General features: G+C 45.2%; 11 protein-coding genes and 1 pseudogene. 5 read left to right on the top strand and 7 right to left on the bottom strand.

Annotated features, from left to right (window positions below; genetic code table 11):
- Positions 1-89: 89 nt before the first annotated feature.
- The 5 genes and pseudogenes from EWV68_RS17100 to EWV68_RS17080 form a co-directional block, all read right to left on the bottom strand.
- The gene (locus EWV68_RS17100) at positions 90-755 is read right to left on the bottom strand and encodes a hypothetical protein (RefSeq protein ID WP_287170492.1); all 666 of its coding nucleotides are present in this window, start codon (positions 753-755) and stop codon (positions 90-92) included.
- A gap of 108 nt (positions 756-863) precedes the next feature.
- Positions 864-977: pseudogene (locus EWV68_RS17095) on the bottom strand (DUF29 family protein); the annotation flags it as partial.
- A 55-nt stretch (positions 978-1,032) separates the two neighbouring features.
- Positions 1,033-1,845, bottom strand: a complete 813-nt coding sequence (cpcE, locus tag EWV68_RS17090; protein WP_287170491.1) for a C-phycocyanin alpha-cysteine-84 phycocyanobilin lyase subunit CpcE — start codon at positions 1,843-1,845, stop codon at positions 1,033-1,035.
- Positions 1,846-2,150: 305 nt separating this feature from the next.
- Complete coding sequence (gene pyk, locus EWV68_RS17085) at positions 2,151-3,926, bottom strand: pyruvate kinase (RefSeq protein ID WP_061432800.1); 1,776 nt, start codon at positions 3,924-3,926, stop codon at positions 2,151-2,153.
- Between the two features lie 151 nt (positions 3,927-4,077).
- A complete protein-coding gene (locus EWV68_RS17080; RefSeq protein WP_061432801.1) occupies positions 4,078-5,772 on the bottom strand; it encodes an iron uptake porin in 1,695 nt (564 codons plus the stop codon).
- Between the two features lie 690 nt (positions 5,773-6,462).
- On the opposite strand from EWV68_RS17080, the gene EWV68_RS17075 reads away from it, so the two are divergent.
- The 3 genes from EWV68_RS17075 to EWV68_RS17065 are packed head-to-tail and all read left to right on the top strand — an operon-like array spanning position 6,463 to position 8,342.
- Positions 6,463-7,278: a Ycf66 family protein gene (locus tag EWV68_RS17075; protein WP_012265851.1), complete on the top strand. Its 816-nt coding sequence runs from the start codon at positions 6,463-6,465 to the stop codon at positions 7,276-7,278.
- A gap of 12 nt (positions 7,279-7,290) precedes the next feature.
- Positions 7,291-7,827 carry a TolB family protein gene (locus EWV68_RS17070; RefSeq protein WP_002761945.1) on the top strand — a complete coding sequence of 179 codons (537 nt, stop codon included), beginning with the start codon at positions 7,291-7,293 and terminating at the stop codon, positions 7,825-7,827.
- Entirely contained in the window at positions 7,824-8,342 is a 519-nt protein-coding gene (locus EWV68_RS17065) for a TolB family protein (protein WP_061432803.1), read from the top strand. The genes EWV68_RS17070 and EWV68_RS17065 overlap by 4 nt, the downstream gene beginning before the upstream one ends.
- Before the next feature lie 166 nt (positions 8,343-8,508).
- Here the strand turns inward: EWV68_RS17065 and EWV68_RS17060 are convergent, their stop codons facing one another.
- Together EWV68_RS17060 and EWV68_RS17055 are read right to left on the bottom strand one after the other, a co-directional pair.
- Positions 8,509-9,606 (bottom strand): patatin-like phospholipase family protein, encoded by a 1,098-nt coding sequence (locus EWV68_RS17060; protein WP_287170490.1) that lies wholly within the window; start codon positions 9,604-9,606, stop codon positions 8,509-8,511.
- A gap of 610 nt (positions 9,607-10,216) precedes the next feature.
- Positions 10,217-11,506, bottom strand: a complete 1,290-nt coding sequence (locus EWV68_RS17055; RefSeq protein ID WP_061432804.1) for a glucose-1-phosphate adenylyltransferase — start codon at positions 11,504-11,506, stop codon at positions 10,217-10,219.
- 206 nt (positions 11,507-11,712) lie between these two features.
- On the opposite strand from EWV68_RS17055, the gene EWV68_RS17050 reads away from it, so the two are divergent.
- On the top strand, positions 11,713-13,077 hold the full coding sequence (locus EWV68_RS17050) for a collagen-like protein (protein WP_287170493.1): 1,365 nt from the start codon (positions 11,713-11,715) through the stop codon (positions 13,075-13,077).
- Positions 13,078-13,234: 157 nt separating this feature from the next.
- On the top strand, positions 13,235-14,230 hold the full coding sequence (dusA, locus tag EWV68_RS17045; protein WP_002798921.1) for a tRNA dihydrouridine(20/20a) synthase DusA: 996 nt from the start codon (positions 13,235-13,237) through the stop codon (positions 14,228-14,230).
- Positions 14,231-14,241 lie beyond the last annotated feature (11 nt).

Genomic DNA, 14,241 nt, shown 5'->3' with positions numbered 1-14,241 from the left:
TTAACCTGTTTGTGCCTTAAGTCCTTACCTGTATGGATTTCAGCTACTTTTGAGCGTAGGCGCTCTCATCGAATTTTATTTTAAGTTAATTATTTGCATAACAATTCCCGAAGAGCCAAATGTCCTTGGTCAAAATATTTTCTTGTTGCCGCATCTGCGACACCACAAGCTAAATTAGCTTGACGCAAAGGTAAGCCTGATCTTAACCATTCCTTTCGGAGCCATTCTTTAAGTGTTAAGTCAGCAATTTTGACTTCTCTAACGTATTGGACACAAACCTCTGTCACCACTGGAAAACGCCTTATTTTCTCTGTGTTGACATTACCTGCAATATGACCTTTTCCTTTATTCCATATATTACAATTAACATATCGCCAGCCAAATTTCTCAAGTATTGGATGTACCACAGCCCAGCCAATTTCTGAGTTCCAAAACCAAAGAGTTGTATTTGGCAAGGCCAACTTAGACCAAGCTTCCACATGAGGTTCATACCATTCAGGTAGGTCAAGATGATCTGATGTATCACCTTCAAATCCTAAAAGACCGTAGCCTCCGTCTGAGATTATTACTATAGGTTGTTCCCAAGAATCATAATGTTCAATGCTATTACCAAGACTCAGACTAACACTGCTGTTATTCCAAGCTGAAAAAGCTAGTTTCTCAGTAAGTTGGACAGTTTTGCCACGCCCAACAGTGCTTGTTGCTTTATTCTTCTTTATACTTGGCAGACGATGGGAAGGCTCAGGTATATCCATGGATTTTTTTATCGTCTTATAAACAGTATGAATATCAATACTCTATCCTGTTTTAGGATATTTGGCTACCCCATAAACCAATGACCTAGAAAGTTAGCCTAAGACTAGCAAACTTTCTATCTCCTCGATCAAGTTTTCCCAGTCAACTTTATCAAAGTTTTTTTGTTTTAACAGAGTGATTGTTTCGTTTAGCCAGCCGACATAATCAGTTTGAATTAGCATAAAAACCTCTGGATTGCATCGGTTTTAATTTAGATACAAAATAACCAATGATTAATTACAATAAACTATCCATTAAAGTGAGAATTTCGGAGATATTTTCGTGACTAGAATTGGTTTTCAGATGGTTTTCTAAAAGTTCCTTGAGAGCAACCAGTTTCAGACTATTTTCCGCCAAAGTATTAGCGATCGCAGGAGCAGCCGGCAGATAACCCGTAGCACCTAAATCCATTAAAGCAGAACGACGCAGCTGTAATTCTTCCCCTTGCAAGGCATTAATCAGAATATCGCCATAGTCGGGGTTAGTCGTGAGTTGATAGAGGGCGCGAGCAGCCGCATAACGCACTTTTTCGACGAAATGCTTTAAAAACGGTTCGATGAGGGGAATCGCTTCCGTCGCTTGCAGGGTTCCCAAGGCTTCGATAATCGCTTCGTAGGGTTGGACTAAATGGGGTTTTCCCGCCACTAAAACGGCCACTTCGATGCCACCCTCTAATAGTTTCTTTAAAGGTGCGATCGCGCTTCGATCCTGAAGCATTTCCAATGCCTGGGCAGCCGATTCGCGCACATAATAATCTTCGCAGTCGAGACAGGCAATCAAAGCGGGAAGACAACTGAGATCATCTAATTTCCCTAAAGCGCTCGCGGCATTGCGTCGCAGGGGATAACCGCCGTCAGGAGTGCGATCGCTTTCGTCCTCTAAAGCGGCAATTAACGCCGAAATCGCCTCCGGTTGGCGAACACGAAATCTACCCAACCACCAAGCGGCATAATAACGCGCCCCTAGGTCTTCTCTTTGCTGGATATTAGCGATCGCTTGTTCAACGGTATAGGCCGGATTATCGACGGCAGCAGAGTAAGAATCGCTCATAGACAAGTGAAAATGGGTGTGGGGTGTGGGGTGTGGGTGTGGGGTGTGGGGTGTGGGGAAGTGGGGGGATGGGGTATGGGGTGTGGGGTGTGGGGTGTAGGGTGTGGGGTGTAGGGTGTGGGGTGTAGGGTGTGGGGTGTGGGGAAGTGGGGGGATGGGGAGAATAAATAAAACCTGTCCCCTTACTCCTGTCCCCTTACTCCTGTCCCCTTACTCCTGTCCCCTTACTCCTGTCCCCTTACTCCTGTCCCCTTACTCCTGTCTCCTTACTCCTTACTCCTGCCTCCTGCCTCCTGCCGACCGACTCAGTTTTTCATAGTTGCTGTGCCATTGCCAATACCAGAATAAATTAAACCCCGTTGAGCATCGAGACTAATGATCACCCCTTCGCGGATAATTTTCGTGGCATCTTTAACCCCGACAATAACAGGAATACCCAATTTTAAACCGATAGTAGCGGCGTGATTATTCATCGCGGTATCTTCGGTGATAATTCCGCCAGCTTTCCGCATCATATCCACATATTCGGCGCTGGTGGTGGGAACGACTAAAATCTCCCCACTACTAAAACTACCCACTTCTCGGGCATTATGGGCTACTCGCGCCCGGCCACTAGCCACACCCTGGCCGATACCCGTACCCTTGCCCAAAAGGGATTTTACCACTTCCACCTTAATTAAATCCGTGGAACCGGCCACCCCTTGCAGAGTTCCCGCCGTCATCACCACTAACTCACCATCCGCTAGGAGGTTATTTTCCTGGGCGAGATTCATCGCCACTTGAAAAGTTTGGCTGGTGGAGGGTAAATCGAGCAATAACATCGGTTTTACGCCCCAAACTAGCTGTAACTGCTGTGCCACTTCTCGATGGGGAGTAACGGCTAAAATCGGGGTTTTGGGGCGAAATCGGGAGACGTTACGGGCAGTAGAGCCGGTTTTTGTCAGGGTAATAATTGCCGCCGCCCCCAATTGTTCGGCAATTTGACTGACTGCCGAGGAAATAGCGTTAGGAATCGATTGTTTATTGTTAGAGCGAGCGGCACTATTGATCTGTTCCCGTTCGATCCTTTCGGCAATGCGGGCCATGGTTGCCACCGCTTCGATGGGATAATGACCCACAGCCGTTTCATTGGAAAGCATGACCGCATCAGTGCCATCTAAAATCGCATTAGCCACGTCCGAAACCTCGGCGCGGGTGGGACGAGGATTACTGGCCATGCTGTCAAGCATTTGAGTGGCGGTGATAATCGGGATGCCCAGCTGATTAGCGGTATTAATCAGGCGTTTTTGCAGGATTGGCACGTCTTCGGCTGGTAATTCTACTCCTAAATCCCCCCTAGCCACCATAACACCATCACAGAGGGATAAAATTTCCTCCATTTCCTCGATCGCTTCGTGTTTTTCAATTTTAGCGATCACGGGGATAGATTTACCCGCACTGGCGATTAATTCTTTAATTTCGAGGATATCTTGGGGATTACGCACAAAACTGAGGGCGATCCAATCCACATCCCACAGCAGTCCGAACATTAAATCTTTTTTGTCCTTATCGGTTAAAGCTTTCACCGACAGATAAACGTTGGGAAAATTTACCCCTTTATTACTGGATAAGACACCCCCAACCACCACGCGACAGGACAGGTCTCCTTTCAAACGATCCACTGATTCCACCCGCATTTCGACCTTACCATCATCGAGGAGAATTCTCGAACCTTCTGGGACTTCTTGGGCCAGCGAGGGATAGCTAATGGAACTTATTTCCTGATTACATTCCACATCCCTAGAAGTAAGGATAAAGGGTTCCCCCGGTTTCAGGGTAATCGACCCACAGGCAAATTTACCTAAGCGAATTTTTGGCCCCTGTAGATCCTGAAGGATGCCAATGGGTTGATTGAGTTCAAAGGCTAACTGACGGATCAGATTAATGCTGTGACGATGGTAATCGTGATCGCCATGGGAAAAGTTTAATCTAAATGTCGTCGCCCCCGCCTTGATCATCTGACGTAATGTTTCCTTATTTTGCGAGGCTGGGCCAATCGTGGCCACAATTTTAGTGCGACGGGGGAAAGACAGAGAGTGCATAGATAAGCAACTAAATAGGCGAAGTAAGTATAGCGGCGTTTGGTACGCTCCGATCATCTTCTCATAAATGGTTATATCCAGTGAAAAGTTAAAAGTAAAAAAACGGTGAGATCTATAAATCCCACCGTTTTACTAAGTCCGTCAACTCAGCTTAGAAACGGAAAGTTGTCCGGAGGACACCGACAAAAATGGTGTCGTTATTACGGTTGTTAGCGTTGAAGATCGCATAGGCACCGGGGGTAATCAGGATGTTTTTGGTGACTGGGAACTTATACTGAGCTTCCACCATGTAGGAAGTGCCATCTTCCTTGTCGGAACGGGGTACTTGACCACCACCGATGGACAGGGCCGCACCTTCGGCAAAGAGGTCGAGAACGGAGAGGTTAAGGTTCCAAGACCAGATACCAGTGTTATTGTCTCCGATCGCATTGTTAACGCCAGTGGCCGAAGCATCGGCGTAACCACCCCAGCCCGCTAGATTTAAGACTCCTGGGATAACTTGGGCGCTCGCCTGAAGACCGAAACGGTTAGCAGTAGTACCAACGTTACCAAAGGGACGCTCGGTGAGAGGGCTGCTGACGTTACCGAATAAACCAGAACTCATACTGGCTGCAGTTTGATAACTGTAAACGTAGACGAAGTTAATATCGGCAAATTTGATGAAGGAGAAACCTACTTGCGCGCCAGTACTGTAGGAACCGTTAAATAAACCGCTACCAGGGTTAGGATTGCTGGCACCATTAGTCCCACCATCAGCTAGGTAGGTTCCTGTGACTTGGAAAACATCCCCGATCTTAAATCTGACCGCCGCACCAACACCGGAAGGACCACGGAAAACGATGTTATTGTAGCGTTGACCGCGGGATAAAGCACCTGTACCGCTATCGGCGAGGAAGGGGTTAGCAGTGATGAAAACGTCATCTAGGTTTAACTGGTTAGCACCAACCCAAACGGTGATGTTACCGAAGGGAGTGCCGATGGGAGCGCGGTAGAACAAGTCATCGATGGTTACATCGTTGTCACGACCATCATCGTATGCCAGACGGGTCATGTTGGTTCTCGTCGGTCCGTTTTGGTTGAAAGTGGTATTAAAGTTACCCGCTTGTAAACGGGTTCTCAACAAATCTTTACCGGTGAAGCTGGTTTCAAAGTTGAGTCGTACCCGATTATTAAATACTGCTTGGGTCTGATCTTGATTGCTGCCATCAGTCACCGTACCGTTGGTATTGGTAATGGAAGCTTGACCCCCCCAGCTATCGGCGATACTGAAGATGACCTCGCCTCTGAGTTTGGTGGTGGTAGAAAATTGATTGTTTTCCAAGAAAGCAACGCGCTGTTCAAGGTTATCTACTCTAGCCCCTAAAGCCGCTAGTTCGGTCTCAAATTCTTGAACAAGACGTTTTAATTTATCGATATCTTCTCTGAGTACCCCGACACCATCTTGAATTAAACGTTCCATGACGTTTAAACAAGCGTTTAAACCTGCGGCAAATTCCCAACGAGTGGTGGCGCGATCACCACGGAAGGTACGGTCGGGATAACCCACGATACAACCGTAACGTTCCACAAGACTTCTTAATGCCTCGTAGGCCCAAGCGGTGGGAGATACGTCCCGCAGTTGGTTAACGCTAGTCACCTGGGACATGGAACCCTGATAAACACCCGTATTAATCTGCTGACTATTTTGGGCGCGTTGAATGCGATCGAGTTGTTGTTGCGCTACTGGATCAACCTTGAGTTGAGGTGTACCAGTCATAGTTTGAGCCACTGCGCTGCCAGCAGCCGCTACGGAAGCACCTAATACTAAAGGAGTTACCTTTACTAAATTCTTGAATAGTTTTGACATGGGTCAATCCTCACACCTTATTCTATGGATTGAATGGACTATGAATACAAACAGACTATATGTTCAGCCTGAATTATGATCATATTTTATGCTAATTCCCCCTTGGCTGGGTTAAGTTAATTTTATGATATGACAGAAAAATTTCTGTCTGAATCTTATTAAAATTAGGAATTACGCACTTTACAAATTAACCATAATGTGCATCAATGAAAATCCCTCCTTTCAGACTTTCGGCGATTAACTTCCCAACGATAGCGATCGCTCAAAAGTGATCAAAAAATCACGTTAAAATGCCCGAAACCCGTATATCACATTTATTCAATCCTGTCAATGGGCAATTCCTAAAGATTTTGTTAAAATCTCAGCCTTATCAGTTATCAGTTATCAGATGTGAGTTTTCAGTTCACTGTTTACTGTTCACTGTTCACTGATCAAATCTCCCCACTTCCCCACTTCCCCCCGCAACGCGCACGAAGTGGTCTCCCCACTTCCCCACTTCCTCAAAAATAGTTGTGTGAGCTAGGCTCGATCGAGTAAGTTAGAATCGAGGATGATAGATATAGTGCTAGACTTGGGGGTTAGGATATAGATCGACTCCTTGAGTTAAAAACAGCAGGATTGCTGCTGAAAACTGACGGCGATAGATAAAGACTCGATTCTTGAATTTAAGCACCGAGAAGGGAGATAAAGATGGTCAATTTTGGGCTGAATTCGGCCAGTATCTTAGGAATTTTTCTGGCAGTGGCCGGAGCGGGATTATACTTCCTGCGCTCGGTGCGGCCGGAACTTTCCAGGGATCATGATATATTTTTTGCCGCCGTTGGTTTACTGTGCGGTTTAATTCTACTTTTTCAAGGGTGGCGACTGGATCCGATTTTGCAATTCGGACAATTTTTGCTGACCGGGGCAGCGGTGTTTTTTGCCTTCGAGACGGTAAAATTAAGGGGTTTAACCACGGAACAGGCCCGCCGCGGCACGTCTTTTGTGGATGAACGTCCTGTGAGTCGGGAATATCGGGCCGAATTGGAACCCCTCGACACCTACGAACCGGAGGAACGTTACGAAGATAATCCCCGTTTACGCGGTTACGATGATCCCCGCTCTTCCCGCACTTCTAGTTATCAGGACGAGGAACCCCGCAGCACCCGCACCCGTCGGCCGGCCGATCCTAGCAGTCGCAAAACGGCTAATCGTCGTCCCCGCAATAGTTCCCCCACTAGCGATCGAGATGTTTATGATCAGCGCCGTAGCGGTGATGATTGGGAAGAAACCAGTCCCCGTCCCCGTCGTCGTCCCGCTAGTGAAGAGACGAGCAGTAAACCGCCCCGCACTAGCCAAAAACGTCGTCCTCGCCCAATAATTGAGGATGATCCGCCATTTAAAGGGGAATACGTCGATTATCAACCGATCGATCCTAGGGATGCCGGCGATCGAGAAGATTGGGAGAGACCGGATAATAGTGAACGGGAGTCGAGTAATGATAATCCGACTAGGTTTGATTATTAAGGAGTAGGTCCGATGACCAAAGCTCCCTTTTTACTGTTTATCTGCTTGTTTTTAGGGGTTATAGGAGGTTGTAATCTCAATAACCCCGGTTTCTCTACAGGAACCCTAAATAGTCGCTATAATGACGAAAAACCCGCCCTGAGCGGTGATGGTCGTTGGCTTGCTTTGCTGTCTAATCGTCGCGGTAGTAATCAGATGCTGCTTTATGATTTGCAGACAAAACAATACCAGGCCCTAGGGGGATTATATACGGGTCAAGAAATTACCGATAGCCCCAGTTTAAGCCAAACGGGGCGTTATCTGGCTTATGTGGTGATTATTGAGGGTCGTCCCGTCATCGCTTTATATGACCGCATTACCGATCGTTCTGAGTTATTGAGTCAAAATTATCGCGGTTGGTTGCGAAATCCCCGTCTTAGTCCCGATGGTCGTTATCTTGTCTTTGAATCCGCTCGTCGGGGACAATGGGATGTGGAGGTTCTCGATCGCGGTCCGAATATCGAGTTAGATATTGCCGATGGCAGTCCCGTTGAAAGTCCCAAACCGTGAAACGTCATTTTTTTATTAGTCTTGTTGCTGTAATTAGTTTGTTAACTGGATGTGCTGGTTATCCCAGTTTATTGTCTTTTCCTTTCGATCGAGGGGGGAGAACTTTAAACAGTGCTGCTAGTGAATTAACTCCCTATCTTGCCTCTCGCTATCTCGTTTTTGCGTCCGATCGCAATGGTTCCCAAGCTATCTATCTTTTTGATGCCATCGATCGCCGTTTATTGCCTTTACCTGGCCTAAATTCTCTCGATCAGATCGCTTCTAGTCCTTCCATTAGTGAAGATGGTCGTTATATCGTTTTTACTGCTAGTCGTCAGGGAAAAACGGCTATTTATCTGTACGATCGACAAACTCAACAGAGAAGGGAAATTGCTCCCGATCTGCTCGCGGAAGTACGCAATCCGATCATCAGTGCCGATGGTTCTAAAGTGGCTTTTGAAGCGGCAAAAAATGGGCAATGGGATATTATGATTTACGATCTATCCGGACGGGTATTAGTCAATGAAAATCAGTGATCATTAGATCTCTTGTAAAAATCAAAAATTGTTGTTAGGGTTAGGAGTCAGTAGCCAGTAGTCAGTAGTCAGGAGAATTAAGAATGAATAATAATCAATTAAATAGTCTATTGACAGATTTCATGCCATTTAATCCTTATTTTTGACGTTTTTGAACCCTCAAAAATTATCTTAAACCCATAGCTTTTAGTCGATGTTCTAGAAATTGTTTTCCCTGTTTTTCCCCGTCAGCAATCAGACGCTGGATATTGGCAGGAGAGCGATCGAGTTTACTTTCGTAGTTGAGACTATTGGCTAATTCCGCCGACATTTCGATCATCGGGATATGGTAATCTTGATCGGGATCTTCCGGGAAAGATTTAGGAATTTTAAATGGTTCTGTTAAGGCAATCTCCCGCAAGAATTCTTCTTTAAAGGCTCCTTTGAGAAATAATTGATTGAGAAAGTCAATCTGATCGAGACCTTGAAATAGGGAAACATTGCCTTCTAATTCATTGCGGCGATCAGCAATATCATCGGATTGCACGGGGATCTTATCTCTAGAGGTGGGATTAATTTTAATTACCCAAATTTCATCGGGAATATTTTCGACTCCGACAAATTCACGGCGAATTAAAGAACGGATGGGGGGATTATCGGAAAATAGTCCATCCCAGTAGGCCATAGTTTCAATGGTGACGGCAGGAAAAATGTTAGGAACACAGGCAGAAGCTAGGATATGTTCAATTTTAACTGCTTCCTCGCGCGAGTTAAATTTACTTAATTTTCCTGTGAGGACATTACAGGCCCCCATTAATAAAATTGGTGGTTCGGGTTTAGCTCCCCAAGTGGCTAATTCCGAGAAATCAATATGCGCTCTTAGTAACTGATCAAAGTTGGTAAAGCGACTGCGTAAACCGTAGGTAGCTAGGGAAAATAAGGTTTTAGTAATCGGAGAGGAAGGACTGAGATTATACTGGGGAATTAATCCTTTGCTGGCTAATTCTAGAGCTTTAATAGCTGAGTCATTAAATAGCTTTTCTTGGGGAGTTTGAGTGCTATTATCTTCCCAAAAATCAATCATTCTTTTCCAAACGATGCTATCACCTTTTTTGAGAGCATACCAAGTGAAAAAGGCACAGATAGCACCCCCAGAAGTACCACTGAGACTGACAATATTAAAGTAATCTTGCACTTTATTGTCAAATAATGCTTTTAATGCACCGGCAGTAAAAGCAGTTTGACTGCCGCCTCCCTGACAAGCGATCGCGATTTTGGCTTTCATAAATATCCTTATCTCCTGAATGGCTTCTATCTAAGTCCTAAGTAGGGAGGCACAATTATTTGTAGGATGGGTTAGCGGTAGCGTAAACTATGCGGGCGTTGGGTTTCATGCTTCAACCCAACCTACGTTCATCTTATATTTAATTCCACCCACCTACTTAGGGCTTTTAATTTAAGGTTAATTGAAAACTTAGAATCGGATGCAAAAATATAGAAATTTTTCTTATTTTCAGAACAGCTGCTCGGTAGATTTTGCTATCACTTCTAGAAAAGGATAAGTAGGTAGGTATTAAAAACTTTCAGATGCCCCCCTTATTAAGGGGGGATTAAGGGGGGATCCCCCCGCCTATCGGCACCCCCCTTATTAAGGGGTGCAGGGGGGATCGAACCTAAAATCCATTGTTAATTTAATTATAACCAGCTACTTAGGGTTTCAAGGGAATTTTCTAGGTAATTAGCTGAAGCCATCAGCCTGCGGCTATATCCAAGCGATAATAACTAGAAAAATGGCTAATTAATCGGATAAATAAAAGCTGATGGCTGATAACTGATAACTGATAACTGATAACTGATAACTGATAACTGATAACTGATAACTGATAACTGATAGATTAAATTACTGTCCCGTCGGGAATAGTGGCATTTTTGAAAATAACCACAATGCCGCTGCGAACATAGAAACCCAAATCTTCGCGATTAGCTTCTTCCACACGATCTTTGTTAACAATTAAAACATTGGCACCAATGCGAGCATTTTTGTCCACAATTGCCCGACGAATAGTCGAACCGGGGCCGATACCCATGGGAACTTTGCCATCTCGGACGAGACTTTCCCGTTCGGGGAAAGACTCATAAAAGTCCGATCCCATCAGCATTGTATCCTCGATCGTGCAGTCTTTGCCGACTCGACTACGAATACCTAAAATCGAGTGATGGATGCGACATTCTTTGAGAATACAACCTTCAGAAATCATCGATTCTGTCACCGTACAATTGAGCATTTTTGTCGGTGGCAGATAGCGAGAACGGGTATAGATGGGGGCTTTTTCATCGTAGAAACTAAAGGCGGGATTTGGTTGTTGGGTCAAGGCGAGATTAGACTCATAAAAGGCTTCAATCGTGCCGATATCCTCCCAGTAACCCTTAAACAAATAAGCCTGAAGATTGTAGTCTTTAGCGGCAGAGGGAATAATTTCCTTACCGAAATCGGTCTGTTCTTTATTGGCATCGAGCAGATCGATTAAAACATTCTTTTTAAAGACATAAATTCCCATGGAAGCGATGTAGGGACTTTGACGAGCTTGGTCGGGACTTAAGCCTAAAATCGTCGTATCTACCCGCATTCTTTCCAATTCTGCCCCTTTGGGTTTCTCATAAAAATCGACAATTCGCCCCGAATCATTAATTTTCATCACCCCAAAAGCGGAGGCCCGACGTTCATCGATGGGAACTACCGATAAAGTGATATCGGCGTTGGTTTCCCGATGGCGTTCGATGAACTTGCTGTAGTCCATGCGATAGAGATGATCTCCCGAGAGAATTAGATATTCATCGATATCCCAATCCTTCATCGTCCAGATATATTGTCGTACCGCGTCGGCCGTGCCTTGGAACCATTGAGGATTTTCCATGGTTTGTTGAGCGGCCAAAACTTCCACGAAACCATCACTAAAACCCGTAAAATTATAGGTACGATTGAGGTGACGATTGAGGGAAGCGGAATTAAATTGCGTCAACACATAGATTTTGTCAATCTGGGAGTTAATACAATTGCTGACGGGAATATCGATTAAGCGATATTTTCCCGCTAGGGGGACGGCAGGTTTTGCCCGCAGTTTCGTTAACGGATAAAGGCGAGTTCCAGCCCCGCCACCTAAGATAATAGCTAATACTTTTTTCACGCGCGTAACCCTCGCGATTGGCTGTTTCCTTCTCAAAGTAAGTGTAGGATGATAGCGCACCTTATTGATAGAGGGGAAACAAAAATCTAGATCTAAAAGTCATCAAGAGGGAATTGATCGGAGTCTTTGCGGATAAATTCGCTAAAATCATGAATTTTTGGGCTAAATCATTAATATTCACCTTTTTTCTTCCTTTACCTTACCTAATGCCCACCACGGTGACTGGCGATCGCTGTTCTTGGTTAGCCCAAGGTTCCGATGTACAGACTTTCGGTAAACAGGGCCAAAGCGGAAAAGCTGGCAAGGTCGGCGGCCAAGGCAAAAATAGTGACAGTTTAACCCTTTTTCTCGATGGTTCTCCCCTAAAACTCGATATTTCAGGACAAAAAGGGGTCGATGGTGAAAATGGCAGCAATGGCAGCGATGGCAACTGTAGCGGTCAACCGGGCAACGTCACACGAAATCTTCAGGCGGCCGGTGGTGGTAACGGTGGCAATGGGGGTAATGGTGGTGATGGGGGCAATGGCGGTGCTTTAACCCTCTATGCCACTAATTTAGATTTTTTAAGACAAGTAACGGTCAATGCGGCCGGAGGCGCTGGGGGTTTTGGGGGTCAGGGAGGCCAGGGGGGCAAGGGTTGTCGCTGTTCCCAACCTTTCTGGACAATTCAAACCTGCAGCGGTAGGCCGGGTGATGCCAATTATAGCTGTACCACCAGAGAATTTAGCTGTCAGGATGGTCTCGATGGGGCGACGGGTAATAGTGGTCGTAACGGTCGCGAGGGTCGTTTAGGACAGTTAACTTTAATTCAAATCGATCGCCCTTTAACTGCCGATCAACCGAGCGCAACTGTTCCCCTGTCGGAGTTAAAAGAACGGGGTTATATTCTATCTAAAAATACTTGGGAAACTCGCACTGGGGCAATGTCTTTATTTGCCCCCGGCTCCCTGATCGATGATCAATATCGAATTTTATTAGATCGATCGGAACGTTCTTTTATTTTAATTTGGAATGCGCCTCAAGAGTTTAACCGGTTTACTAATCAGCGTTTTACTTTAACCCTCGATGATCAAAAGGAAATGAGGGTAACTGTCCCCAGTGAATTGTGGATCGAGGGAACCACTCAAAAACGCAATAATGTGACGGAATTTGTCGTTTATAATGCTGTTTTTGAACGAGATGTCACCCAATTAGAAGCAAAAGGTATTACAGGAAATGGTACTGATTTAAGGCTTTTTCTCGAAGATAAAGCTTCCCAATCGAATTTAATCGGCACTAAATTTAAAGTGCGTTATCGTGTTACTCGTTGGCAAGCAGATGACCTGCAAACCAGTCCCAGAACCGATTTTGTCACTCGCTATGAAGGAGATATGCCTGCTAATTTGATCCGACAGGAGGGCAATCAATTTATTCTGGATATCGGTCAATTACCCTTACCTGTGGAATCTTTGCGTTCGGGTACTGGGGTAGAAATCGAGTTACTTGCTACTCGTTCTTTTGCCGGTTATTCCAAAGAACAAAAACTCGTCATTCGCGACACGATTAAAGGGGCAAATATCCCACGGAGGTAAGTCAAAAAAGCTCCCTTGTCCTTTCTCCGGTGCAGTCTTAACGAGTAATTTAGATAGTCAACTTACCAAAAGGCTCTAAAATATCTTGAGAGGAAGACTGGTTATTCTCTGAGGAAACCCAGAGAATGTCCCGATCAGCGAAAAAATCAAGGGAAAGATGGGCAATATTTTAAGTGTGGCGCCGATGATGGATTATACCGATCGCCATTTTCGCTATTTTTGGCGACAAATTAGCCTTCGTCCCCTTCTCTACACGGAAATGATCACGACGATGGCGATCAAACACGGCGATCGCTATAAGTTGCTGGGGTTCTCCCTAGCAGAAAAACCTCTAGCTTTGCAGTTAGGGGGTGATAATCCCTATCTTTTGGCAGAATGTGCTAAAATAGCCGAAGATATGGGTTATGACGAGGTAAATCTCAATGTGGGTTGTCCTAGTTCTCGGGTAAAAGAGGGCAATTTCGGCGCTTGTTTGATGGCTAACCCGGAATTAGTCGCGAGGGGAATATCGGCAATGAATCAAGCTGTATCGATTCCCGTGACTGTAAAACAGAGAATTGGCATTGATCATCAGGATAGTTACGAAAATATGGCGAATTTTGTCCGTATTGTTGCGGATGCGGGTTGTCAACGTTTTACCATCCATGCGCGTAAAGCTTGGTTACAGGGATTAAGTCCCAAGGAAAATCGCACCGTTCCCCCTTTACGTTACGATGATGTTTATCGCCTAAAAAATCAGTTTCCCCATTTGTTTATTGAAATTAATGGCGGTATCATTAATTTAGAACAGGCTAGACAACATTTACAATTAGTAGATGCGGTCATGATCGGTCGGGCAGCCTACGATAATCCCTATTTATTTGCCACAGTCGATCGAGATTTTTATGGGGAATCGGTTACTCCTCCTACCCGGGAAGAAGTAATCAAAAAAATGCTTCCCTACATCGATGAATGGGTGAGTAAAGGTTATAAATTACACCAGATCAGCAAACATCTTTTACAGCTTTTTGCCGGTCAGCCCGGAACTAAGGCCTGGAAGCGTTATATTAGTGAAAATAGCCATTTTCCTGGGGCCGATTCTGGGGTAATCTGGCAAGCTTTACAGCAGGTGAACTCCCTAAATGATCTGGCTAATCTGTCAGCTTCCCATTGATTTATTTTCTT

The sequence above is a fragment of the Microcystis sp. M_QC_C_20170808_M9Col genome, from assembly GCF_007095495.1.
GTDB lineage: Bacteria > Cyanobacteriota > Cyanobacteriia > Cyanobacteriales > Microcystaceae > Microcystis > Microcystis aeruginosa.
This window is presented reverse-complemented; position numbering and strand designations above follow the sequence as displayed.